Annotated in this window: 27 protein-coding genes; 3 read left to right on the plus strand and 24 right to left on the minus strand. The window is 63.0% G+C overall.

Features of this window, described 5'->3' with window-relative positions:
• Nucleotides 1–122 precede the first annotated feature (122 nt).
• The 5 genes from GOX53_RS16560 to GOX53_RS16580 form a co-directional block, all read right to left on the minus strand.
• Entirely contained in the window at nt 123–1,160 is a 1,038-nt protein-coding gene (locus GOX53_RS16560; RefSeq protein WP_171178237.1) for a GGDEF domain-containing protein, read from the minus strand.
• The gene (locus GOX53_RS16565) at nt 1,157–1,744 is read right to left on the minus strand and encodes a heme NO-binding domain-containing protein (RefSeq protein WP_171178239.1); all 588 of its coding nucleotides are present in this window, start codon (nt 1,742–1,744) and stop codon (nt 1,157–1,159) included. Before GOX53_RS16565 ends, GOX53_RS16560 begins: the two co-directional genes overlap by 4 nt.
• Before the next feature lie 209 nt (nt 1,745–1,953).
• Nucleotides 1,954–3,513: a trimethylamine methyltransferase family protein gene (locus tag GOX53_RS16570; protein WP_171178241.1), complete on the minus strand. Its 1,560-nt coding sequence runs from the start codon at nt 3,511–3,513 to the stop codon at nt 1,954–1,956.
• Between the two features lie 121 nt (nt 3,514–3,634).
• The gene (locus GOX53_RS16575) at nt 3,635–4,324 is read right to left on the minus strand and encodes an HAD family hydrolase (protein WP_171178244.1); all 690 of its coding nucleotides are present in this window, start codon (nt 4,322–4,324) and stop codon (nt 3,635–3,637) included.
• Between the two features lie 28 nt (nt 4,325–4,352).
• Entirely contained in the window at nt 4,353–4,637 is a 285-nt protein-coding gene (locus GOX53_RS16580; RefSeq protein ID WP_171178245.1) for a DUF3572 domain-containing protein, read from the minus strand.
• 95 nt (nt 4,638–4,732) lie between these two features.
• Between GOX53_RS16580 and GOX53_RS16585 the strand changes: the two genes are divergently transcribed.
• Nucleotides 4,733–6,124, plus strand: coding sequence for a diguanylate cyclase domain-containing protein (locus GOX53_RS16585; RefSeq protein WP_171178246.1), 1,392 nt, complete (start codon nt 4,733–4,735; stop codon nt 6,122–6,124).
• 5 nt (nt 6,125–6,129) lie between these two features.
• Here the strand turns inward: GOX53_RS16585 and GOX53_RS16590 are convergent, their stop codons facing one another.
• From GOX53_RS16590 to GOX53_RS16605, 4 genes are read right to left on the minus strand one after another with little or no spacing between them, the layout of a single operon-like run.
• On the minus strand, nt 6,130–6,597 hold the full coding sequence (locus GOX53_RS16590; protein ID WP_171178247.1) for a periplasmic heavy metal sensor: 468 nt from the start codon (nt 6,595–6,597) through the stop codon (nt 6,130–6,132).
• Entirely contained in the window at nt 6,598–6,960 is a 363-nt protein-coding gene (locus GOX53_RS16595) for a hypothetical protein (RefSeq protein WP_171178248.1), read from the minus strand.
• Nucleotides 6,953–7,516: an RNA polymerase sigma factor gene (locus GOX53_RS16600; RefSeq protein WP_171178510.1), complete on the minus strand. Its 564-nt coding sequence runs from the start codon at nt 7,514–7,516 to the stop codon at nt 6,953–6,955. The genes GOX53_RS16595 and GOX53_RS16600 overlap by 8 nt, the downstream gene beginning before the upstream one ends.
• Before the next feature lie 57 nt (nt 7,517–7,573).
• Nucleotides 7,574–8,041 (minus strand): EF-hand domain-containing protein, encoded by a 468-nt coding sequence (locus tag GOX53_RS16605; protein ID WP_171178249.1) that lies wholly within the window; start codon nt 8,039–8,041, stop codon nt 7,574–7,576.
• A gap of 237 nt (nt 8,042–8,278) precedes the next feature.
• Between GOX53_RS16605 and GOX53_RS16610 the strand changes: the two genes are divergently transcribed.
• Complete coding sequence (locus GOX53_RS16610) at nt 8,279–8,671, plus strand: DUF983 domain-containing protein (protein WP_171178511.1); 393 nt, start codon at nt 8,279–8,281, stop codon at nt 8,669–8,671.
• Nucleotides 8,672–8,696: 25 nt separating this feature from the next.
• On the plus strand, nt 8,697–9,398 hold the full coding sequence (locus GOX53_RS16615; RefSeq protein ID WP_171178251.1) for an NUDIX hydrolase: 702 nt from the start codon (nt 8,697–8,699) through the stop codon (nt 9,396–9,398).
• Between the two features lie 102 nt (nt 9,399–9,500).
• On the opposite strand, the gene GOX53_RS16620 is transcribed toward GOX53_RS16615, so the two are convergent.
• The 15 genes from GOX53_RS16620 to GOX53_RS16690 form a co-directional block, all read right to left on the minus strand.
• On the minus strand, nt 9,501–11,168 hold the full coding sequence (locus GOX53_RS16620; RefSeq protein ID WP_171178254.1) for a ribonuclease J: 1,668 nt from the start codon (nt 11,166–11,168) through the stop codon (nt 9,501–9,503).
• Nucleotides 11,165–11,944: a type III pantothenate kinase gene (locus GOX53_RS16625; RefSeq protein ID WP_171178256.1), complete on the minus strand. Its 780-nt coding sequence runs from the start codon at nt 11,942–11,944 to the stop codon at nt 11,165–11,167. The genes GOX53_RS16620 and GOX53_RS16625 overlap by 4 nt, the downstream gene beginning before the upstream one ends.
• A gap of 10 nt (nt 11,945–11,954) precedes the next feature.
• Nucleotides 11,955–12,704, minus strand: coding sequence for a biotin--[acetyl-CoA-carboxylase] ligase (locus GOX53_RS16630; protein ID WP_171178258.1), 750 nt, complete (start codon nt 12,702–12,704; stop codon nt 11,955–11,957).
• 54 nt (nt 12,705–12,758) lie between these two features.
• Nucleotides 12,759–14,201, minus strand: a complete 1,443-nt coding sequence (gene nuoN / locus GOX53_RS16635; RefSeq protein ID WP_171178260.1) for an NADH-quinone oxidoreductase subunit NuoN — start codon at nt 14,199–14,201, stop codon at nt 12,759–12,761.
• A gap of 15 nt (nt 14,202–14,216) precedes the next feature.
• Complete coding sequence (locus GOX53_RS16640) at nt 14,217–15,758, minus strand: NADH-quinone oxidoreductase subunit M (protein WP_171178262.1); 1,542 nt, start codon at nt 15,756–15,758, stop codon at nt 14,217–14,219.
• Complete coding sequence (gene nuoL / locus GOX53_RS16645) at nt 15,758–17,956, minus strand: NADH-quinone oxidoreductase subunit L (RefSeq protein WP_171178264.1); 2,199 nt, start codon at nt 17,954–17,956, stop codon at nt 15,758–15,760. The genes GOX53_RS16640 and nuoL overlap by 1 nt, the downstream gene beginning before the upstream one ends.
• Nucleotides 17,957–17,962: 6 nt before the next feature.
• Nucleotides 17,963–18,268, minus strand: coding sequence for an NADH-quinone oxidoreductase subunit NuoK (gene nuoK, locus GOX53_RS16650; RefSeq protein WP_171178267.1), 306 nt, complete (start codon nt 18,266–18,268; stop codon nt 17,963–17,965).
• A gap of 4 nt (nt 18,269–18,272) precedes the next feature.
• Nucleotides 18,273–18,875 carry an NADH-quinone oxidoreductase subunit J gene (locus GOX53_RS16655; protein ID WP_171178269.1) on the minus strand — a complete coding sequence of 201 codons (603 nt, stop codon included), beginning with the start codon at nt 18,873–18,875 and terminating at the stop codon, nt 18,273–18,275.
• A complete protein-coding gene (locus GOX53_RS16660) occupies nt 18,872–19,282 on the minus strand; it encodes a carboxymuconolactone decarboxylase family protein (RefSeq protein ID WP_171178271.1) in 411 nt (136 codons plus the stop codon). Before GOX53_RS16660 ends, GOX53_RS16655 begins: the two co-directional genes overlap by 4 nt.
• The gene (gene nuoI, locus GOX53_RS16665; protein ID WP_171178273.1) at nt 19,279–19,773 is read right to left on the minus strand and encodes an NADH-quinone oxidoreductase subunit NuoI; all 495 of its coding nucleotides are present in this window, start codon (nt 19,771–19,773) and stop codon (nt 19,279–19,281) included. Before nuoI ends, GOX53_RS16660 begins: the two co-directional genes overlap by 4 nt.
• Nucleotides 19,774–19,775: 2 nt before the next feature.
• A complete protein-coding gene (gene nuoH / locus GOX53_RS16670) occupies nt 19,776–20,813 on the minus strand; it encodes an NADH-quinone oxidoreductase subunit NuoH (RefSeq protein ID WP_171178275.1) in 1,038 nt (345 codons plus the stop codon).
• A 6-nt stretch (nt 20,814–20,819) separates the two neighbouring features.
• The gene (locus tag GOX53_RS16675; RefSeq protein ID WP_171178277.1) at nt 20,820–21,206 is read right to left on the minus strand and encodes a hypothetical protein; all 387 of its coding nucleotides are present in this window, start codon (nt 21,204–21,206) and stop codon (nt 20,820–20,822) included.
• Nucleotides 21,203–23,224 carry an NADH-quinone oxidoreductase subunit NuoG gene (gene nuoG, locus GOX53_RS16680; protein WP_171178279.1) on the minus strand — a complete coding sequence of 674 codons (2,022 nt, stop codon included), beginning with the start codon at nt 23,222–23,224 and terminating at the stop codon, nt 21,203–21,205. The genes GOX53_RS16675 and nuoG overlap by 4 nt, the downstream gene beginning before the upstream one ends.
• 5 nt (nt 23,225–23,229) lie before the next feature.
• The gene (locus GOX53_RS16685) at nt 23,230–23,634 is read right to left on the minus strand and encodes a DUF5333 domain-containing protein (protein WP_171178281.1); all 405 of its coding nucleotides are present in this window, start codon (nt 23,632–23,634) and stop codon (nt 23,230–23,232) included.
• A gap of 98 nt (nt 23,635–23,732) precedes the next feature.
• Nucleotides 23,733–24,080, minus strand: a complete 348-nt coding sequence (locus tag GOX53_RS16690; protein ID WP_171178283.1) for a hypothetical protein — start codon at nt 24,078–24,080, stop codon at nt 23,733–23,735.
• Between the last annotated feature and the right edge of the window lie 10 nt (nt 24,081–24,090).

The raw sequence follows: 24,090 nt of genomic DNA on the forward strand, positions 1-24,090 counted from the left end.
GCCCAACAAACCGCCCGCTGTTTGTCAAGTTTGCGCCCCTCTGCGCGGATGTGGTTCAGAAAAAGGAGATCAGCTTTGCGAAAAACCGCCGCGCCAAATCGGCCGGGTTTCCGTCGGCAGATTCACGCCTCGGGTTCGGCATTTGCGCGCGAAGGCACCCTGTTTTGATCCACGTTCTGATCAAGATCTTGGGAATAGAAGCAGTGGCAGGCGCGGCCCGCGCGTTTGGCAGCGTAGAGCGCCAGGTCGGCAGATTGCAGCAATGTTCCGGGATCTGGCTGTGTGACCTGTGACGACAGAACGGTGCCGATGCTGGCGGAAATCCGGCAGAGGTCACCGCCGAACGGCATTGGTTCCTCCAGGCGGGTGATCAGGCGGCGGGCGATGCTGTCCAGCCGCTCGCGGTCCTGAAGCAGCTTGAAGATCAGCACGAACTCGTCCCCGCCAATCCGCGCCACGGTGTCATCGCCACGGGTCTCTTCGACCATGATGCGGGCCACCTGCTGCAGGACATGATCCCCGGCTGCGTGGCCCAATGTGTCATTGATGGATTTGAAGAAGTCGAGATCCAGATGCATCAGCGCAAAGGGGGTGCCCGCCCTCAGCAGCCGTTCAAGTATGTGGTCCATTGCCCGGCGGTTCTTGAGGCCGGTCAACGTGTCGGTAAAGGCCTGCTCCTCTGCCGCGATCATCGCGCCCTGCAGGCGCAGGTTCAGGGTGCGCGATGCCTCCATGGCAGCGGATTTCGCCTCGACCAGGTAGAGCAGTTCGATGGCCAGATCGGTGCCGGAAAAATCGGCGCTGGTCAGGGCATAGTCGCGCACCGCATCCAGGATCGAGATACCGAAGGACAGGTTCACCACCGCGCCCTGCCGCCCGGGCAGAGGCACGATCAGGCCTTTCAGAGCGGTCTGCGGCTGATCTCGAAACCGCAGATGCAGCTTGGCGCCCGCCGAGGCCAACAGAGCCGGCATCGTCGTCACGGTGCGCGGTCGCAGCAGTTCGAACAGGTCCAAAAAGCGCTGCCCGGGCATCTCCTGATCCGTGCGCAGCTTTTGTAGGGTCGGTCCGACATTTTTGATATGCCCGGTTTCGTCCAACAACACGAACATCGGGCAGAGCCGTTCGAGCAACGCGGCGATGTCGCTGTCGCCAATCATACCGCCCGAGCCCCCAATTCGAACCGGCGCCCTTCGGCGAAGGCGGTTTCGATCAACTTGATCGAAATTGTCTCGGTTTGTTCCTGACTGTCATTGTGGTGCAGCATCACCAGGGCGCCGTAATCGTCTGCCATCGCGCGCAAGACACCGATCATCACATTGGCGTATCCCGGCAGACCCGGATAGCAGGTCAGAGTGAATTCGGCCGGGTTATGTTCATGTAACTCCAGCTCCGGCAGATGCAGGTCCGAAACCGCCAGAAGCGCACGGTCAGCTAAGTCGTCCAGCGAGTGCAGGAACTCGACATAGCTTACGCCGCCAAAGCGCAGCAACCGGCGCAGGGCCTCGGTGTTCGGGTTCGAGACTAGGTAGGTTCCAAGATCTTCGAGTATCTCATCGCGTGGGCGGCCCAGTTCGGCGCAAAGCTCGTGCAAAACCCTCTGAGAAGTTTCGTCGTCATAGACCAGCATCGCTTCAAACTCGACGAATCCCAGATGAGCGGCCTCGGTCACGCGAATCCACCGGCTTTGTCCATACGTGTTGCAGACAAAGGATTGGATGGCCCTGTTGATCAGCCCATGCATGCACGGTCCCCGAATTACTCTGCGGGCAGTTTCGCTTGGGAGTGCTTAACAAAACCCCAAGATTTGCTTCGTTAAATCGCTCCAATTCCGGCTAATCTCGGAATGAGGCCACTCAACGTCGATTGCTTGCGATGCGCACAACCGGCAGCAAAAGATGGAGGCCAGAATATTCAACACCGAGTTGTGTCGGACATTTGCTTAACGGGGGGTCAGAAATCGGTGGGCGCGCCGCCTTCGGCCTTGCGGCGGGCAACAAAATCGGCCAGCTCATCGCGGATCGCCTCATCCATCGGCGGTGCTTCGAAACTGCCGATGATCTCCTTGAACAGGTGGTGGGCGCGCTCGGGGGTCCAGATGCCTCCGGCGGCCTCCCACCCTTCAAAGTTCTTCCAGTCGCTGAGGAAGGGTTGGTAGAAGGCGGTGGTGTAGCGGTCCTGGGTGTGCTGGATGCCGAAGAAATGGCCGTCATTGCCGACGGATTTGATGGCATTGAGCGCGATCTCATCCGGCCCGGTGGCGGTCACTTCGGGCTGCATGTAGCGCTGAATCTGCTGCAGAATCTCGCAATCCATGATGAATTTCTCAGGGGACGCGATCAGCCCGCCCTCAAGCCAGCCCGCCGCGTGGTAGACCATGTTGGTGCCCGACTGCACCGCGGCCCAGAGCGAATTCGACGTCTCCCACATCGCCTGTCCGTCCGGCACGTTGGCGGCGCAGACACCGGACGAACGCATCGGCAGGCCGTAGAACCGGGCCATCTGGCCGGTCATCTGGGTCGAGCGCATATACTCGGGCGTCCCAAAGGCGGGCGCGCCGGATTTCATGTCAACATTGGACGTGAAGGTCCCGATAACACAGGGAATTCCGGGCCGGACATACTGGAACAGAGCGATGGCACAGAGCGCCTCGGCCAGCGATTGCGCCACCGCTCCGGCCATGGTCACCGGCGCCATGGCACCGGCCAGCGTGAACGGCGTCACCACGATGGCCTGCCCGCGCCGGGCCAGCCGCAGGCAGCCGTCGATCATCGGGTGGTCGTGCTTCAGCGGCGAGGTCGAGTTGATGTTGGAGTACATCCGCGGCGTGGCCTCGAATTCGTCATGGCTCAGGCCGCCCGCGATGCGGACCATCTCCATCACGTCCTCGACCCGCTCCTTGCCCAGGCAATAGGCGTGCATGGCCTTGTCGCTGAGCGTCAGCTTGTCGTAGAGCACGTCCAGATGCCGGATGCTGGCGTGGATATCCACCGGCTCCACCGGGTAACCACCGGCGAAGTGGATGCAGTTGAAATATTGGGTCAATTTCAGCAGGTTGCGGCACATCTCGCGATTACCCGGGACCTTCCTGCCGATCTCCATGTCCCAGTAGTTGGGGGGCGAGGAGACGTTGCCGAACAGGATCGTCTTGCCGCCAATCTCGATGGTGCGTTCCGGATTGCGCGGAGTGATGGTGAACTTATCCGGCGCCTTGCCAATCATCTCCATGACAAAGTCGCGGCCCAGGCGCACGACGTCGCCATCGACCGAGCATCCCGCTTCCTTGAAGAGGCCGAGCGCCTCTTCGTTATAAAAGGCGATGCCGATCTCTTCGAGGATGCGCATCGCGCCCTCGTGAATGGCCTCGATCCCCTCCTGATCCAGCGGTTCGGTCGGACGATCCGTGTTGATCGGAGGTGCCCAGGGCATCTGGTCGATGACGGCAGCGCCCCGGCGAGCTGCAGCTCCGGCGCGGCCGCCGCCGCGGCGTCTACGAGTCGCACTGTCTGCCATGGGAACCTCTTTAACTTGCTTCGCCATAAGCAAGCCTTGATGGACGGGCCGTGGCCGCTCTGTCCGCGACAGGTTTTGTCGTTTTTCGCCGACGGACCGGCGAATTCGGCGCGTTGGTGGTTTATGCAGCCAGCCAGCCCGGGATGTGGCCGATATCCGGCAGCACCACATCTGCCAGCGGCGACAGATCCTCAGGCCCCGCCAGACCGGTCAGAACGCCGATAGTGACCATCCCGGCGGCACGCCCGGCCTTCAGGTCGTGGGTACTGTCGCCCACCATCGCCACGCGCGAGGGATCGACCCCGACATGAGCGGCAAAGGCCAGCAATTGCCCCGGCCCCGGCTTGGCCCCGTGGCCGCTGTCGAAGCCGGCGATGAAGTCAAACCGATCTTCAATACCCGCTGCACCCAGATGCGCCAGCGCGGGAGACTCGGCGTCATTGGTCGCCACCCCCAGCTTGATCCCCCGCTGCCGCAACCCGTCGAGGAACGGGATCAGTGGCACCGCCTCGGCCTGCGGCGCGCGGGCGGCCTCTTCGTTGATCAGATCGACGATGGCGGCATGCTCCATCTCGGGCAGGCTCGGCATCAGCGCGTCGGCGATTTCGGACGGAGTGCCCGCGATCACGATGCTGTCCGGGGAGAACCGGTTTTCGATCATGCCAAAGCCGATGGTCCGGCCCACTACGGTCGCGCGGTCCAGATCGTTTTGCGTGATCCGCAGCAGGAAGGCGCGGGCAAAGGCCTCCCACGTGGCGGCGAAATCGAAAAGCGTGCCGTCCTTGTCGAACAGAAGGGCGTCGATGGGCATCCCGGTACTCCAGAGAATGGGCGTCGTTTCAGGTCCAGTGCATCCCGGCCGCCCCGGCAAGCATGGCCTGCGCTTGAACCGGCTGGTCGTAGGGCACCGAGTGAGCGTCACAAAACGCCACCACCCAGGCGTCGTCAAGCATCAGAAAGTCGAGAACCGAGGCCAGAAACTCCGACTCACCGGCGCGTACCCACAAATCGGCCTCGGACGCGCCGGTCGATCCCAGAAACACCGGCAGCAATTCGTCATTTCCAACCAGCCAGGTCAGGGCCCTGAGGGCCAGAGTCTCGGCTGCATCGGCGGAAATCGGCATATGCGGACCTCGGATCGGGCGTTGGAAAGGGTTTGTTAACCAGACTCATAAACACTTCGGAAAGGAATGGAAACAAATGCCGAAAGGTCAGGGCTGTGCAGGGAACGATACTGGTTCTCGACGGGGTGTCGACCAACCGCATCATGCTGAAGGTGCAGTTGACGTCGGCCTGGTACCGTGTCGCGCAAGGCGACCGGGTCGACGGCCTGTTGCCTCTGCTGCGACGGGTGCGGCCCGATCTGGTGCTAACGGCGATGTTCCTGCCCGATGGCAGCGCGCTGGACGTGCGTGCGCTGATGCAGACCGACGAGACGCTGGCGGATATCCCCGTCGTCGCCGTCGCCCCGCAGAACGACCGCGCAGCACGGCTTCGGGCGCTGGCCGCCGGGCTGGACGAGGTTCTGGTGCAGCCCTATGACGACGTGCTGCTGCTGGCGCGCATCCGCAGCCTGATCCGCTCCCATGCCAATACCGAGGAATTGCGGGCACAGGGCGGCCCCCAGGCGCTGGGCTTTGCCGAACCGGCAGCAGGGCTGCTGGCCCCTGCCCCTGCCGCTTCGGTGGCGCTGGTCACCCGCAAGTCGGGCACGGGGGCGGTGTGGCGGTCCAAGCTGCGCACACTGACGCGGCACCGGCTGAACATTCACCGGCTGGACGATATCCATTCGCTGCTGACCGAGCCTGTGCCGGATGCCATCGTGATGGAGCTGGGCGCGGGCGGCAAGGGGCTGAACCTGCTGGCCGATCTGCGCGCCCGCAGCGCCACCCGGCATGCCGCCGTGATCGCGGTGCCCGAGCCGTGCAATCCCAATCTGGCCGCCGAGGCGCTGGACCGGGGCGCGGACGACGTGATGCCCGCCGGGTTCTGTGCCGATGAGCTGGCGCTGCGGCTGGACACCCAGCTGGCCCGTAAGGTCCGTAGCGACGGTTACCGCGCCTCGGTCCGTGATGGGTGGCGCGCGGCGCTAACCGATCCGATGACCGGGTTGCACAATCGCCGCTACGCCATGCCTGCCCTGCAGCGAATCGCCGCCTCGGCCCGGGACCGGGGCGCAAGCTTTGCGGTGATGCTGGCGGATCTGGACCACTTCAAACGGATCAATGACCAATATGGCCATCCAGCAGGAGATGCAGTGCTGATCGAGACCGCCCGGCGCCTGCGCACCGCCCTGCGCCCGTCGGACATCGTGGCACGCGTTGGTGGTGAAGAGTTCATGATCGTGCTGCCTGATACCGGGCGCCGCAAGGCGCAGCACATGGCCGACGATCTGTGCCAGCGGATCAACGGGCAGAGCTTTACCCTGCCCGGATGTGGAAAGCCGATCCCGGTCACCACCAGCATCGGCCTGCTGGTCAGCGAACCGGGTGCCATCACTCTGCAAGGGGCGGAGGACGTGTCCGGCCTGATCGAACAGGCGGACCGGGCGCTCTATGTCGCCAAGGGCGCGGGCCGCAATCAGGTCTCGATGATCCAGAGCGCGGCCTGAGCCGGTCAGTCCCGATGGCGTCTGCGGCGATCGCCCTTGCGCACCACTTCCTCCAGACGGTCCGCATAGTCCGCGCGTTCGGTATCGCTCATGTCGGACACGCGCGCCAGCCAGGCCTGGTTGAGAGATTTGTGCACCTCGGCCCGGGCCTGTGCCTGCGCCTCGATGACCGCTTCGACGGCGCCCGGTTCGAACGGCACCGCCCGCAGCGCCTCAGCCAGCGCGCGGAAATCTTCACCCCGCGACTTTGAGCCGCCGTCGTGCCGGCCGCGCAATTCCCCGTGAAGCGCCTTGCGGTCGGCATCGGGCAGCGCGCGGTAGAGTGCCGGGCCAAAAGCGGGCGGATGCCGACCGTCGCCCCGGAACCGCAGTACAGTGCCGGCAACCAACCCGATCACCAGCAGGTTCAGCGCGAGAGACACCCCCAGCAAAATGCGCGGCCACCGCCGCTTTTTCGGGTTTGCGTCGCTCATCTACCCTTCCTCCGCATTCAGGTCCGACAGGCTCAGGTCGGCGAACAGGTCCGTATCGCTCTGCGGATACAGCAGCTCTGCCGGGTCCGGCAGAAAGGCGGGCGGCGCCAGCCCAATCCAAACCCCCGCCGCGCAGGCCGTTGCCAGACCGCCGATACCCCGCCAGCCGCCCAATGCGCTGCCGAGTTGCGACCACAAGCCGGGCCTCTTTGCCTGCTCAGGCGCGGTCTCGGATGCGGCACGCACGGCTTGCACCGCCTGCGCATCGGCCAGCATCCTGGCCGCCAGATCCTCGGGGAGAAAATCGCGTTCCTGCCGCGCCGCCGCGAACAGGGCGTCAAGGTCGGTGTCGTTCTCAGCCATCGTCATATCCCAGTTCTGTGCGCCGACCGGCCAAAGCCTTGGCCAGCGCCCGTTTGCCCCGGGCGGTCAGACTTTCGACCGCCTCGACGCTGATGTCCATGATCCCCGCGATCTCGGGGTTGGACAGCTCCTCGATGTGGCGCAGGATCACCGCTTGCCGCTGCCGCTCGGGCAGTTGCATCAGCGCCGCCTGCAGCGCATCGATCCGCGCCGCCTCCTGCAGCCGCTCCGGCGCGCTGAGGCTGTCGTCCTGCGGTTCAGGCACCGCATCCAGGTCTTCGGTCCGCCGCCGCCGTTTGAGATCGAGGCACAGGTTCAGCGTGACCCGGTATAGCCAGGTCGAGACCTTGGCCCGCCCCGGCTGCCAGTCCGGCGCCATCTGCCAGAGCCGCATCATCGCCTCTTGCGCCACATCCTCGGCCTCGGCCCGATTTCCCAACACGCGCAGCGCCACCGAATAGGCCCGAGGGCCCAGCCGCCCGGTCAGATCGCGCGCTGCCTGCCCGTCGCCATTGGCAAAAAGCACCAGCAACGCGTCGTCACCGGGGTCACCCATGGCGGCATCCCCGCCATGGGTCGTAGCGGATATGGAGGTCAAATCCTCCACCCCGGGTCAGTTCTGCTTGTGCCAGCGGTGGCCACGTTTGCCGCGATGCTCCTTCATCCGCTCCTGTGCCTCGGCGAATTCCTGTTCCGAGATGGCACCATTGCCATCCGCATCCATGCGGTCAAAGAACCGGCCTTCCCGGCGCGGTTTCGGCAACTCGTCCTCGGTCAGGAAGCCGTCCTTGTTGGCATCGTGCCGCTCAAGCATCTGCGAGGCGCGGTCCTTGGCCCGCTCCTGCGCGCTGGCCTGAACTTCCTCAAGGCTCAGCTTGCCATCATTGTCCGTGTCAGCCTTGGTGAACCGGGCAGCGCGATGCGCGTCCATCTCGGCCTTGCTCACCTCGCCATTGCCGTCGGTGTCAAGCTCCTGGAAGGTGACGTCCGCGCCCCGGCCCGGCCCCATGGCCAGTGCCGATGTGCCGGTCACGGCCAGAGCTGCCACGACGATCCCTGCGATAAAGCCTGCATGTTTCATATCGGGTGTTCCCTTGCTCTCAAGCGGCCCCATGCCGCCGATCATAGTTCTCAAACGCGGGCCCGCACGCTTTCCGTCGCGCTTTTTGGAACTTTTTTCACCCGGCCTCGGCGCCGGGGTTTGAAGCTGACTCGAAAACGCCTATTTTTGCGACATCGCGACGCAAAGGCCCCGCACCCCCTTTCGGCCCGGTGGAAAGCCCAGCTAAATGGCGGGCGGAAACGCATGAGTGACAAGATGACAGATCAGACCATCGAGACCACGCCGGACCGTCCCACCTGGCCCGCGATCGTCAGCGGCTTTCGCTGCAAATGCCCCAATTGCGGCAAGGGCCGGCTGCTGCACAGCTATCTCAAGGTGAACGATGCCTGCTCGGAGTGCGGCGAGGAGTTTCTGCATCACCGCGCCGACGACGGCCCGGCCTATCTGACCATCCTGATCGTAGGTCACTTGATGGCACCGCTGCTGCACATCGCCTATGTGCAATGGCGCCCCACGCCGCTGATGCTGTTCCTCATCTTTGCGCTTGGTTGTCTGGCGCTCTCGCTCTACCTTCTGCCCAGGCTGAAGGGTGTGGTCGTCGCCTACCAATGGGCGCGCCGGATGCATGGGTTCGACAAACCCCGCTGACCCCTTCCATCGGGCAGGAGGGGACATGACCGCAGACAAGACCGCAATTCGCAACGCCGCCACGGTGATCGTCCTGCGCGACCGCATGAGCGATCCGGCGATCCTGATGGGCCAGCGCGGCGCCAAGGCTGCGTTCATGCCCAACAAGTTCGTCTTTCCCGGCGGCGCGGTGGATGCGGGAGACGCGGATATCCCGCTGGCCAGCCCGCTGCCCCAAGTCTGCCTCGACCGGTTGTACGAAAACGCCCCAAAAGGTCTGCAAAACGCGCTCGCCGTGGCCGCCATCCGCGAACTGTGGGAGGAAACCGGCCTGATCCTCGGCACGCCCGGCACATGGTCCGGAGACATCCCCGCCGACTGGCAGAGCTTTGCAGCAACCGGCCACTGCCCCGCCGCCCATGCGCTGCAATTCGTGTTTCGCGCCCTGACCCCGCCGGGCCGTCCGCGCCGGTTCGACGCGCGCTTTTTTCTGGTGGATGCCGACGAGATTCAGGGCGACCTCGACGATTTCACCCATGCCTCGGACGAGTTGTCGCACCTGCAATGGATCAAGCTGAGCGAGGCGCGCCGGTTCGACCTGCCTTTCATAACCGAGGTCGTCCTCGCCGAGGTCGAAGGCCGCGTCACCGACCCCACACCGCCCGCCTCGGTGCCCTATTTCCACAACAACGACGAGGCCAGCCTGTTCCTGCGCCTGCGCGGCTACCCGATGCCCGAGGTGGACTAGACCACACGGCGGCCTCGGATAGAGCACCCCCATTCAAAGACGCCCCTCTTCCTCTTGCCAAAAAATATCCCCGCCGGAGGCACGCGCCGAGAGGCGCGTATCTCAGCGCATCCGGCTGACCACCACCGTAACCTCGGGCTTCTTGCCGATCTCGCCCTGCGCCGTCTGCCGCACGATCCGGCGCAGCGATTCCTCAAGCCGGTCGTCGTCACGCAGGGTCTTCGCCTCGGCCCGCATCAGGAACTGGTTCAGATCCTCTTCCAGCACCTCGACCAGCGCCGCGCGCGAAGTGCCGGTCTCGGGCAGACCCATCGTGTCGCACCAGGGCTCGCCCAGCGGCTCGTCCTCTTCATCGAGAATGACCGTCACCGTCACATGCCCGTTCAGCGCCATACGGATGCGGTCGCGCACGACGCCATCCATCGCACCGACCTTGACCGAGCCATCCAGATATGTGCGCCCGGTCTCGATATACTTGGCGACGCTTGGTGCATTGCCAGACAGATCCAGCATCATGCCGTTCACCGCCACGATGCCCGGGCGGCCCCCGGCCTCGGCCAGCTTGGCATGTTCACGCAGATGCCGGTGCTCACCATGCATCGGGATCACCATCTGCGGATCGACGACCTGATGCACCCGCTCCAGATCGGGACGGTTGGCATGGCCCGAGACGTGATAGAGGCCCGAGCTGTCATCCACCACATCCACGCCCTTTTCGCTGAACTGGTTGATGATGCGGATCACACCGCGTTCGTTTCCGGGAATGGTCTTGGAGGAAAACAGGAACAGATCGCCCTCTTTCACTTCAAGCCCACGATACTTGCCACGCGCGAGTTGGGCACTTGCGGCCCGGCGTTCGCCCTGACTGCCGGTCACGATCAGCATCAGGTTCTCGCGCGGTATATGCGCCGCCTCTTCCGGGCTGATCACCTTGGGGAAATCCCCCAGCACACCGGTCTCGATCGACGCCTCGATCATCCGGCGCATGGCCCGGCCCAGCAGCACGACCGAGCGGCCCGCCCGTTCGCCCGCCTCGGCCAGCGTTTTCACCCGCGCCACGTTCGAGGCAAAGGTGGTTGCGACCACCATGCCCGAGGCCCCTGCCACCAGTTTGGTGATCTCAGGCCCCACCTCGGATTCCGAGCGGCCCGGATGGGACGAGAACACGTTGGTGCTGTCGCAGACCAGTGCCCGCACACCAGGCTTGGCCACCTCGGCCCACAGGTCGGGGTCGAAGGCCTCGCCCACCACCGGATCGGGGTCAAGCTTGAAATCACCGGAATGCACCACCCGGCCTGCAGGCGTGTCGATCACCAGTCCCGCGCTTTCGGGGATCGAGTGTGACACCGGCAGGAAGCCCACCTTAAAGGGGCCCGCCGAGATCTGCTCGGGCCAGGACGAGGCGGTCATCACCGCATCCTCGGGGTGGCCATGTTCCTCCATCTTCCGCCGCGCGATATTGGCGGTGAAGGCACGGGCATAAACCGGCGCACCGAGCGCTTCGTAGCAATGCGCCACCGCGCCCACGTGATCCTCGTGGGCGTGGGTGACAAAGATCGCCTCCAACCGGTCGACGCGCTCTTTCAGCCAGGTGATGTCGGCAAAGATCAGGTCGACCCCGGGGGTGGTGTCCATGTCGGGAAAGGCCACGCCCAGATCGACCAGGATCAGCCGCTCCTCATCCGGTTTGCCGTAGCCGTAGACATAGGCGTTCATGCCAATTTCGCCCGCCCCGCCGAGGGGCAGGTAAATCAATCTCTCACTGCTCATGCGGAGCCGTTATCCTTGTTATAGCGATGGATCACGGTCAGGCCGTGCATCGTCAGATCGTCTTCGAATGCGTCGAACAGGTCGGCGGTCTGCTGAAACAGCGGCGCCAGCCCGCCCGTCGAAATCACTTTCATCGGCACCCCGGCCTCGCTCTTGATGCGCTCGCAAATCTCGCGCACGAGGCCGACATAGCCCCAGAACACACCGGATTGCATGCATTCGACCGTGTTGGTGCCGATCACCTTCTGTGGTTTCGAAATGTCCACATGGGGAAGTGCCGCCGCCGCCAGATGCAGCGCCTCTAGGCTCAGGTTCACGCCGGGTGCGATCACACCGCCGACATAGGCGCCATCATGGGCCACCACGTCAAAGGTTGTGGCTGTGCCGAAATCCACCACAATCAGATCGCCGCCGTATCGGTCAAAGGCGCCAGCGGTGTTGACCAGGCGGTCAGGCCCCACCTGCGTCCCCTCATCCACGCGCGGCTTGAACGGCAGCAGCGTTTCGGGCTTGCCCACCACCAGCGGGCGGCAGCCAAAGAAGCGGTCGGCAAAGACCCGCAGGTTGAACACCACGCGCGGCACAGTGGACGAAATGATCACATCGGTAATGTTCGCCTCAATCCCATAATGCTTCACCAGCGTCGAGTACCAGGTGAAATAGGCATCCGCCGTGCGCGCGTGATGGGTCGAGGTGCGCAGGGTGCACAGGAATTTCTCCCCGTCCCAGATCGAGAACACCGTGTTGGTGTTGCCGCAGTCGATGGCCAGAAGCATCCGCGCCCCCTCAGAAATACACATCCGCCGCGGGAATGCCGACGCGGCCTTTGGCGGTGTTTAAGACAAGGTTGCCGCCCGCGTCCACCGTTTCGAAGGTGCCGACGGTCTCGGACGCTGCGGTACGGGCGGTAATCACCTCGCCCAATCGCGCCGCACGGGCCAGCCAGGCGGTGCGGATCGGTTCGAACCCGTAGGTGGTGAATTGGGTCTCGTAGCGGGCGTAGGCCGTGGCCAGTTCGGTCAGGAAATCCTCCGGCCCCACTTGCGCGCCGGTTTCCGAGAGCAGCGAGACCGGGCGTACCGCCCCGGGTTCAACCGCGTCCGCCCCCGGCGCCTCGGCCAGATTGACGCCGATGCCGATGGCCAGATGCGTCACGCCATTCCCCTGCCCGGTGCTTTCCAGCAGGATGCCCGCCAGCTTGCCGCCGTTCAGCAACACGTCGTTTGGCCATTTCAACGCCAACCCCGCAGCTCGGCCCGTGACCGCAACGCAGGCATCGAACAGCGCCAGCGCGGCCACGAAACTGCGCAGCGCCGCCTGTTCTGGCGACCCCTCGGGACGCAGCAGCAGCGTGGCCGCCAGATTGCCTTTGGGATGCGCCCAGGCCCGGCCCCGGCGCCCGCGCGCCGCTGTCTGGCGACGCGCCATGATCCAGAGCGGCCCCGGCGCGGTGGGCGCGATCCGGGCGGCCTCGTTCAGGGTGCTGTCCACCTCTTGCAGGACCTGCAGCCCGTATCCGTGCGGCCATTCTCTCATGGCAAAAAGGCCCGGTCCTGCGACCGAGCCCTCCGGTATTTCCTGTGTCCGCGGTCAGTTGACAAGCGTTGCCGCCGCAGCTGCCGCCGCGCCTTCGACACCGAACTGATAGAACACGCCGATCAGCATCAGCGCGGCCGAGCCCATCAGCGCGCCCCACAGAACGGGGGAGGAGCGGGTCTCGATCGGGTCCTCGTTCTCTTCCCCGAAATACATGTAGAACACGATCCGCAGATAATAGAACGCGCCGATGGCCGAGGCGATGGCCGACGCGACGACCAAGCCGGTCAGGCCCGCATCCACGCCCGCCTGCCAGACGCCGAACTTGGCGAAGAACCCCAGCATCGGCGGCACGCCCGCAAGGCTGAACATCAGGATCAGCACCGCCAGCGCCTTGCCCGGATCGCGACGGGAATACTGGCGGAGCGCGTCGATATCAGTGACTGGCTGGCCATCCCGCTCCATCATCAGGATAAAGGCGAAGGTGCCCACATTCATGGTCACGTAGATCGCCAGATACATCAGCATCGACTTGACGCCCAGCTCGGTGCCCGCGGCAAGGCCGATCAGGGCATAGCCCATGTGCGCAATCGACGAAAACGCCATTAGCCGCTTGATGTCGCGCTGCCCGATGGCGGCGATGGCGCCGAGGAACATCGACAGCACCGACAGCAGCACGATGACCTGCTGCCAGTCAGCCACGGCGGCGCCGAAGGCATCATGCAACACCCGGGCGAACAGGCCCATGGCAGCCACTTTCGGCGCGGTGGCGAAGAAAGCGGTGATCGGCGTGGGCGAGCCTTCGTAGACGTCGGGCGTCCACATGTGGAACGGCACCGCCGAGACCTTGAACGCAAGACCCGAGATCAGGAAGATCAGGCCAAAGAGCAGACCCAGAGAGACCTCGCCCGCCTGCGCGGTCTGGATGATGCCGGAAAACAGCGTGGTGCCCGAGAAGCCATAGATCAGCGAGGCGCCATAGAGCAGCAGGCCCGAGCTGAGCGCGCCGAGTACGAAATACTTAAGACCCGCCTCGGTCGATTTCGCGCTGTCGCGACGCAGCGCCGCCACGACATAGAGCGCCAGCGATTGCAGTTCGAGCCCCATGTAAAGCGACATCAGGTCGCCGGCGCTGACCATCATCATCATACCGACGGCAGACAGTGCCACTAGCAGAGGATACTCGAACCGCAGCAGACCCCGGCGGGCCATGTAGTCCTGGCTCATCAGCAGCACGGACGCCGCCGAGAGCAGGATCGCCACTTTAGCGAAGCGGGCAAATCCGTCATCGACGAACATGCCGCCGAACGCCTCGCGCGTGCCGCCGCCCTGCGTGGCAATGCCGAAGGCCAGCAGTGCCATCAGCCCCGCCGTGGTCCAGACCAACAGAGGCCCCAACCCGTCCTTCGAGGTGTAGACCGCCCCGATCAGCGCCACCATCGCATAGATCGCCAGAATGATTTCCGGCAGGATTACAGTCAGATCAGCCTGGATCATGTCTCCAAAGCTCCCTTAATGCGAGGCGACCTGGGTCGCGGCCTCAGCCGCGGCCAGAGCCATGTCGTAATTCGAAATCAGCGCGGCGGTCGAGTTGCCGATCACATCCGTGACCAGCGACGGGTAGACGCCCAACAGGATGGTCATCACGACCAGCGGGGCAAAGATCGCGCGTTCCCGGCTGCTCATGTCGGTGATCGACTTCAGGCTTTCCTTGATCAGGTCGCCAAAGACCACGCGGCGGTAAAGCCACAGCGCATAGGCCGCCGAGAAGATCACGCCTGAGGCCGCCACCGCAGTCACCCAGGTGTTGACCTGGAACGCGCCCATCAGGGTCAGGAATTCCCCGACAAAGCCCGAGGTGCCGGGCAGACCGACATTGGCCATAGTGAACAGCATGAAGACCAGCGCATAGGCGGGCATCCGGTTCACCAGACCGCCATAGGCCTCGATATCGCGGGTGTGCATCCGGTCATAGATCACACCGACGATAAGGAAGAGTGCCGCCGAGATGAAACCGTGGCTGAGCATCTGGAAGATAGCGCCGTCGATCCCCTGCTGGTTCGCCGCAAAGATGCCCATGGTGACAAAGCCCATGTGAGCCACCGAGGAATAGGCGATCAGCTTTTTCATATCCTCCTGCACCAGCGCCACCAGTGAGGTGTAGACCACCGCAATCGCGGACATCCACAACACCAGATCGGTCATCACCGCCGAGCCAACCGGGAACATCGGCAGCGAGAAGCGCAGGAAGCCATAGCCGCCCATCTTTAGCAGGATCGCGGCCAGTACCACCGACCCGGCGGTCGGCGCCTGGACGTGCGCGTCCGGCAGCCAGGTGTGGACCGGCCACATCGGCATCTTGACGGCAAAGCTGGCGAAGAAGGCCAGGAACATCAGCGTCTGCATGCCACCGACGATATAGATGCCCAGCACACTGAAGCTCTCGGACGAGAACTGATGGGTCATCAGCGCCTCGATATCGGTGGTGCCCGCATCCGCATACATCGCCACCATCGCCACCAGCATCAGTACCGACCCGAGGAAGGTGTAAAGGAAGAACTTAAAGCTCGCGTAGATCCGGTCCTTGCCGCCCCAGATGCCGATGATCAGGAACATCGGGATCAGGCCGGCCTCGAAGAACAAGTAGAACAGCACCAGATCTAGCGCCATGAAGACGCCCAGCATCAGCGTTTCCAGAAGCAGGAAGGCGATCATGTAGTCCTTGACGCGATCCGTGACCTGCCAGCTGGCCAGAATGGTCAACGGCATGATGAAGGTGGTCAGCAGGATGAACAGGATGCTGATGCCGTCCACGCCCATCTTGTATTTCAGGCCCATCAGCCACTCACCTTCTTCCACCATCTGGAAGCCGGTGTTCGAGGGGTCAAAGCCGGTATAGATGCCAATCGAGACCAGGAAGGTCACCGTGGTCGCAAACAGCGCCACCCATTTGGCGTTGCGCTGTGCGGCGGCATCCTCACCCCGCAGGAACAGCGCCAGGATCAGCGCGGCCAGTGCGGGGATGAAGGTGACAATGGAGAGGATATTATCCATTACTGTGCGCCTCCGCCGATCGACATCCAGGTGACCAGGGCAGCGATCCCCAGAACCATCCAGAAGGCGTAAGTGAAGATGTAGCCCGACTGCGCCTTGCCTGCGAGACGGGTGAAATAGGGAACGATGCCCATCGCTACTCCGTTCAGGAAGCCGTCGATTGTGTTGCCGTCGCCGTGTTTCCACAGGAACCGGCCAAGGGCCACGAAGGGTTTGACGAGAATCGCGTCATAGATCTCGTCAAAGTACCACTTGTTCTTGAGGAACAGGTAGAGGGGCCGCTGGTTCGCCGCCAGCCGCACCGGCAGAGACGGGTTCACGATGTAGAAGAGATAGGCCAGTGCAAAGCCCAGCACCATGGCGACGAAGGGTGAAACTTTGACCCATTTGGGTGCGGCATGCGCGTCATCCAGCACGGTGTTGTCGGGGCCCATATAGATGCCGCCCTCGCCCGGCTTGCCGGCAAACACATAGTGATGCTCGCCCTCGGCCATGGCCTCATCATGGCTGTCCTCAGCGGCGGCCTCACCATGACCATCATCGGCGGTTGCGGCGGCGGTGTTCTCGCCATGCGCGCTGTCCTGCGCCTCATCGTGATGTTCGGCGGCGGTGCCGTCGGCGACATGTTCGGCATGGGTATCGGCGTCGTGCCCCTCGGCATGTGCTTCGGCAACCGGGATGCCGTAGAACTTGCCCACCTTGTCAGTGTGGCCGAAGAACTGGCCATACCAGATCATGCCCGCAAAGATCGCGCCCAGCGACAGCACGCCCAACGGCACCAGCATGGACATCGGGCTTTCATGCGCATGCTCATGCGTGTGCTTGTCGCCCCGCTCTTCGCCGTAGAAGGTCAGGAAGATCAGGCGCCAGGAATAGAACGAGGTCATGGCAGCGGCGATAACCAGCAGCCAGAAGCCATAGCTCGATCCGCCCGCGTAGGCGCTTTCGATGATGGCGTCCTTGCTGAGGAACCCGGCAAAGCCGATTGTGGTCAGCGGGATGCCGACGCCGGTGATGGCCAGTGTGCCGATCATCATCGCCCAGAAGGTATAGGGGATCTTTTTCCGCAGATTGCCATAGTTCATCATGTCCTGCTCATGGTGCATCGCATGGATGACCGAGCCGGCGCCAAGAAACAGCAGCGCCTTGAAGAAGGCGTGCGTGAACAGGTGGAACATCGCCGCCGAATACATGCCCACACCGGCGGCCACGAACATATAGCCCAGCTGCGAACAGGTCGAATAGGCGATGACGCGCTTGATGTCGGTCTGCACCAGACCAACGGTCGCGGCGAAGAACGCGGTTGAGGCGCCCAACACGGTCACGAAGCCAGCAGCGCCCGGCGCGAATTCATAAAGCGGCGACATGCGGCAGACCAGGAACACGCCAGCGGTCACCATGGTCGCAGCGTGGATCAGTGCCGAGACCGGCGTCGGGCCTTCCATCGCGTCCGGCAGCCAAGTGTGCAGGATCAGCTGCGCAGACTTGCCCATGGCACCGATGAAGAGCAGCACGCAAACCAGCTCGATTGAGCTCCACTCGCCCCACAGGAAGGTCAGCTGGCTTTCGGCCAGCGAGGGCGCGGCCTCAAACACGTCCGACAGGTTGATGCTGTCGGTCAGGAAGAACAGCGCGAAGATCCCCAGCGCAAAGCCGAAATCGCCCACGCGGTTGACGATGAACGCCTTGATCGCTGCGGCATTGGCCGAAGGTTTGCGATAGTAGAAGCCGATCAGCAGGTACGAGGCGACGCCGACACCCTCCCAGCCAAAGAACATCTGCACCAGGTTGTCCGAGGTCACCAGCATCAGCATCGCGAAGGTGAAGAAGCTGAGATAGGCGAAGAAACGCGGCTTATAGCTCTCGCCCTCGCGCCATTGCGGGTCGTGACCCATGTAGCCAAAGCTGTAGAGATGTACGAAAGCCGAAACGGTCGTCACCACGATCAGCATGATGGCGGTCAGCCGGTCCAGACGGATCGCCCATGAGGTCGACAGCGAACCGCTTTCGATCCAGCGCAGGATCTCAATCTGCTGGGTATGGCCGTCAAAGACGAAGAACACGATCCAGCTGAGCAGACAGGCGAGGAACAGCAGGCCCGTGGCGGTCCACATGGCAGCCTTTTCGCCGATGAATTTCCAGCCGAACCCGCACAGGATGGCGCCCACCAGCGGGGCAAAGAGGATGGTTGTTTCCATGATCTCTTACCCCTTCATCATGTTGACGTCTTCCACCGCGATGGAGCCGCGGTTGCGGAAGAAGCAAACCAGAATGGCGAGCCCGATGGCAGCCTCGGCAGCGGCAACGGTCAGCACGAAAAGCGTGAAGACCTGCCCCACCAGATCGTCAAGGAAGCTGGAGAACGCCACGAGGTTGATGTTCACCGCCAGCAGCATCAGTTCGATGCTCATCAGCAGGATGATGACGTTCTTGCGGTTCAGGAAGAGACCGAAGATGCCGATGACGAACAGCGTCGCCGCGACCGTAAGATAGTGTTCAAGTCCGATCATCGTCTTATAGTCCCTGCCCCGGTTTCACGTCCTTGAGTTCCATCGCCTGCGCCGGGTCGCGCATCATCTGGCCGATGATATCCTGACGCTTGATGTCCTGACGGTGGCGCAGTGTCAGAACGATGGCGCCGATCATGGCCACCAGCAGGATCAGGCCCGCCAGTTGGAACAGAAGGAAGTATTGATCATAGAGGATAAGCCCCAACGCCTCGGTGTTGTGGCGGTCCGTCGGGATCGGCTGGGCCAGTTGCCCCGCCGCGCCTTCAGCGGTTTCCCAGGCTCCGAAGGCCATGACGAACTGCATCAGGATCACCAGCCCGATCAGCAGCGCCAGCGGCATGTAGCGTGCCATCTCGGCCTTGAGCTCGGCAAAGTCCACGTCCAGCATCATCACCACGAACAGGAACAGCACCGCGACCGCGCCCACATAGACGATGATCAGCAGCATCGCGACGAACTCGGCCCCCAGGAGCACGAACAGCCCCGCCGACGAGATGAAGGACAGGATCAGCCACAGCACCGAATGCACCGGCTGGCGGCTGATCACGGTGAACAGCCCCCCGGTGATGGCGCTGATGGCAAAGAGGTAAAAGGCAAATACGCTCATTGGTCATCGTCCCCTTGTTCGCCCATGGCCTCCTGCGCCAGTTCCAGCGCGCGGGTCATGGCCGGGATGCCAGCGAATACCGACATCTGACCGATCGTTTCCACGATCTCCTGTTTCTTGGCGCCCGCCTCGACGGCGTGGCGCACGGTCTGGCGCACGGCGGTGTCGGCTTGCGCGCCTTGGCAGGTCAGCCCGGCCAGCGTCAGCAGCAACCGGGTCTTGGCATCCAGACCGTCGGTGTTGACGGCATTGCCGAACATCATCTCCATGACCTCTTTGGGCATGGTCGGCCACAGCGCCTCGAACCCCTTGGGCGAGAAGTTCTCGAGCCCCGGGTTGAACGCCCTGGCCATGTCCTGGGCCTGCTTGAGCATCTGCTCGAATGGGTTTTTGGCCGTCTCACTCATCTGTACGGCGCGTCCAGTTCGAGGTTGCGGGCGATCTCAGCCTCCCAGCGCTCGCCATTCTCAAGCAGTTTGGCCTTGTCATAGAACAGCTCTTCGCGGGTCTCCGTGGCGAATTCGAAATTGGGGCCTTCGACGATGGCATCGACCGGACAGGCCTCTTGGCAGAAACCACAATAGATGCACTTGGTCATGTCGATGTCATAGCGCGTGGTGCGGCGGCTTCCATCCTCACGCGGTTCGGCGTCGATGGTGATGGCCTGCGCCGGGCAGATCGCCTCGCAGAGTTTGCAGGCGATGCAGCGTTCCTCTCCGTTCGGGTAACGGCGCAGCGCGTGTTCACCACGAAAGCGCGGGCTGAGCGGGCCTTTTTCATGCGGGTAGTTCACGGTGGCCTTGGGCGCGAAGAAATACTTCAGACCCAACTTCATGCCGACCCAGAAGTCCTGAAGCAGGAAGTATTTGGCCGCGCGGGTGTAGTCGATATTTGCCATTGTCAGCCTCCCACGCTCCAGCGGGCAAAGGCGCCCCAGAACCAGTCGAATTTCGCCGCGAAGGCCACGAAGACCACCCAGGCCAGCGAGAAGGGCAGGAAGACCTTCCAGCCCAGCCGCATAAGCTGGTCATAGCGGTAGCGGGGGGTGATGGCCTTCACCATCGCGAAGATGAAGAAGAAGAACGCCATCTTGGCGACCATCCACAGCACGCCGTCGGGCAGGCCCGGGATCGGCGACAGCCAGCCACCGAAGAACAGCAGCGACGTCAGCGCGCACATCAGGAAGATGGCGATGTATTCACCTGCCATGAACAGCAAGAACGGCGTGGCCGAGTATTCCACCTGATAACCCGCAACCAGTTCCGATTCCGCTTCCGGAAGGTCAAACGGAGGCCGGTTAGTCTCGGCGAGCGCCGAGATGAAGAACAGGAAGACCATCGGGAAATGCGGCAGCCAGTACCAGCTGAAGAAGCCGAAACGGCCATCCTGCGCCTGAACGATGTCGCCGAAATTCATCGATCCAGTTGAGATGATCACACCGATGATGATCAGACCGATGGAGACCTCGTAGGAAATCATTTGCGCGGCCGAGCGCAGTGAACCAAGAAACGGGTACTTTGAGTTCGACGCCCAACCGCCCATGATCACGCCATAAACCTCCAATGAGGAGACGGCGAAGACGTAGAGAATGGCGACGTTGATATCGGACAGCACCCAGCCGTCATTGAATGGGATCACCGCCCAGGCGATCATGGCCAATACGAAGCTGGTCAGGGGCGCGAGGATGAATACGGTGCGGTCGGCCCCGGCGGGAATGACCACTTCCTTGACCACGTATTTCAGCGCATCCGCCACCGATTGCAGCAGGCCGTAGACGCCCACCACGTTGGGGCCCCGGCGCATCTGGACAGCGGCCCAGATCTTGCGGTCGCCATAGACGAGGAAAAGCAGCGAGATCATCACAAAGGCAACAACTGCAAGCACTTGCGCCAGGATGATGATGGCTATGCCGCCTGGGGTGTCAAAGAATTCAGCCATTGGTCCTCACACCGTGGGTATTCCGTTTTCCGCGCAGGCTTCGACCTCGACGCGCGCGTCGATGATCTTCAACCCCTGCGGCTGGGCGGGCGAGATGGTGTAAACAGCATCTGCCGTCCATACGCCACCCTTTTCGTTCACATTCGTCCGCAAATGCCGGGCATAGCCAAAGCCATTGTCCAGCGCATATTGCGCGACCGCGCATTGGGCGTAGGCCACCACATCCTCACCCTGATCGGTCCCCGAGACCGAGACATCCATCTGCACCAGATCGTCGTCCAGCGGCACCGCCTGGGCCCCCAGATATTCCGGGGGCTCCCGCGTCTCGTCCGCGCCGGGTTGCTCGGCGCAGGCCGCCAGAGCCAAGGGAGATATGAGCGCCAGCCGGATCATTCTGCCGCGATCTTCTCGGCGCCGCGTGCCTTGGCCTGAGCCGACAGCTCGGCCATGAGTTGCGAGGCGCGCGCGATCGGGTTGGTCAGGTAGAAATCCTTGACCGCGTTGCGGAAGGTGGCCTGACCCAGCGGCGCGGCGTCGAGCGCCTGCACCTCGTTCTCGATGACCTGATCGATCTTGGCCAGATGCGGCACCACCTCAACCAATTTCTGGCGCAGTTGCGCCAGCGAGTCATAGGGCAGTGCTTCACCCAGCTCAGCAGAGAGAGCGCGCAGGATGGCCCAGTTCTCCTTGGCGTCGCCTGGGGCAAAACCGGCGCGCATGGCCAGTTGCGGGCGGCCTTCGGTGTTCACGAACAGGCCGTTTTCCTCGGTATAGGCCGCGCCCGGCATGATCACATCGGCACGGTGAGCACCACGGTCGCCATGGCTGCCCTGATAGATCACGAAGGCGCCCACGCCGATCTCGATCTCATCGGCGCCGAGATTGTAGATCACGTCCGCCTCGCTGACCGCGCCCATGCCGCGTTCGTTGGTGGCGTCCACATCCATCGCGCCCACGCGGGACGCGGCAGTGTGCAGGATCAGCAGGCCGCTTTCGGTGTTGGCGGCAATGGTCTGCGCAGCGGCCAGAACAGCGGCACCGTCAGCCTCTTGCAGGGCGCCCTGCCCCACGATGACCAGTGAGCGCTTGGCCCTGATCTCATCATCGCCGCCCATGTCCACGACTTGGTTCAGCGCGGCTCGGTCGTTGCCCACATGGTAGTAGTCATAGGTCAGATCGGCGGCAGGCCCGACCAGCGCCACCTCGGCACCATGCGCCCAGGCCTTGCGGATGCGAGCGTTCAGCACCGGCGCCTCGTCGCGCGGGTTGGTGCCGATCAGCAGGATGCGTTCGGCGCTGTCGATATCCTCGATGGCGGCGGTCCCGGCATAAGCGCCGCGATTGCCCGTAGGCAGTTTGGCACCATCGGTGCGGCATTCCACGACACCGCCCTTGCCCTCGACCATCTGCTTCAGCGCAAAGGTGGCCTCGACCGGTGCCAGATCGCCGACGATCCCGGCCAGCTTTTTCGCACCGTTGATCGCCTTTGCCGTTGCCGCCAGCGCCTCAGGCCAGGTGGCCGGTTTCAGCTTGCCGTCGACGCGCACATAGGGCTTGTCCAACCGCTGGCGGCGCAGGCCGTCCCAGACAAAGCGGGTCTTGTCGCTGATCCATTCCTCGTTCACGCCGTCATGGTTGCGCGGCAGAAAGCGCATCACTTCGCGACCCTTGGTATCCACGCGAATGTTCGAACCCAGAGCATCCATCACGTCGATGCTCTCGGTCTTGGTCAGTTCCCATGGGCGGGCAGTGAAGGCATACGGCTTGGAGGTCAGCGCCCCCACCGGGCACAGGTCGATGATATTGCCCTGCAGGTTCGAATCTAGCGTCTGGTTCAGATAGGACGTGATCTCGGCGTCTTCACCGCGCCCGGTCTGGCCCATCTGAGTGATCCCGGCCACTTCGGTCGTAAAGCGCACGCAGCGGGTACAGCTAATGCAGCGCGTCATCGCAGTACCAACTAGCGGGCCGAGGTCGAGATCATCAACCGCCCGCTTGGCTTCCCGGAAGCGCGTGCCGGACAGACCATAGGCCATTGCCTGGTCCTGCAGATCACACTCCCCACCCTGATCGCAGATCGGGCAGTCGAGCGGATGGTTAATGAGTAGGAACTCCATCACCCCCTCGCGGGCCTTCTTCACCATGGGTGAGTTGGTCTTGACCACCGGCGGCTGACCTTCCGGTCCCGGGCGCAAATCGCGCACCTGCATGGCGCAGGAGGCCGCCGGTTTCGGCGGGCCGCCCACGACCTCGACCAGGCACATGCGGCAATTGCCCGCAATCGACAGACGCTCGTGATAGCAGAAGCGCGGCACCTCGACCCCGGCCTGTTCACAGGCCTGGATCAGAGTCATCGCCCCGTCCACTTCGATCTCTTGTCCGTCGATATTGATCTTGCGAAGGTCAGACATGGCTTTCAGTTCGCCCTCAAATACACGCCGATCGCGCTGTTTCTTTTGATCTCCGCGCGTCCCAGCGCGCAGAAAGTTTCCGGTCTTTCGTAAGTGACGCCTTTCTGCGCCAGATACGCCTCACCCTTGGCCCGCATCCGCGCCTTTTCCGCGTCCGATTCGACATAGGCACGGATCTCGGAATCCGAGTAGCCCAGCGAATTTGCCTTGGACCGCAACCTCCACATCACCCCGATCGCTTTCATGCGCCGTCCCGCGATCGCGTCGCATTGCTTGGAAATCTCGTTTGCGATGGCGATGTAGTAGAGCTCGTTGTCGATCTCCTTGACTTCGCGCAAGGACGGTTTGGCCTGAGCCAGCGTGGGCGCAGTCAGCAGGAGCGACAGGGCAACGGTTTTGAGAACTGACATGACATATCCCTTCGATCTGGAAGCACCAGATCGAGGCGTTGCGGGCGCGTTATTCAATAACGAGAGGCCCGAAAGGCGGGGATATGCCGTAACAGATCTCATGGCCGCTGACAGGTTCCCGCAAAGGTCATCTTGTCATCGACGACACGCAGTTGCTCGGTGTCGGGTCCGGTTTTCCAGTCGATCTTGGACGTACCGTAGTTTTCGATGCAGTATCGGGTGCCGGCATAACGCCCGGCCTCGCGCGCACCGTCGAGCGAGGCCGAAACCCCGTTGATCGACACAGTGAAGTCGGCGCGGCTGACCTTCTTGTCCACCACCTTGGCCTTGGTGCGGAAGGCGTGGCCATCAAAAAGAACCCGGTCCTTCTTGCGCTGAATAGAGCAGCCGGCGGTCACAGCCAATGCGCCAATCAGCCCGAGCATTATCGCGTGCTTGCGTGTCATTCCGTGCCCT

Source organism: Ruegeria sp. HKCCD8929 (assembly GCF_013031405.1).
Classification (GTDB): domain Bacteria; phylum Pseudomonadota; class Alphaproteobacteria; order Rhodobacterales; family Rhodobacteraceae; genus Ruegeria.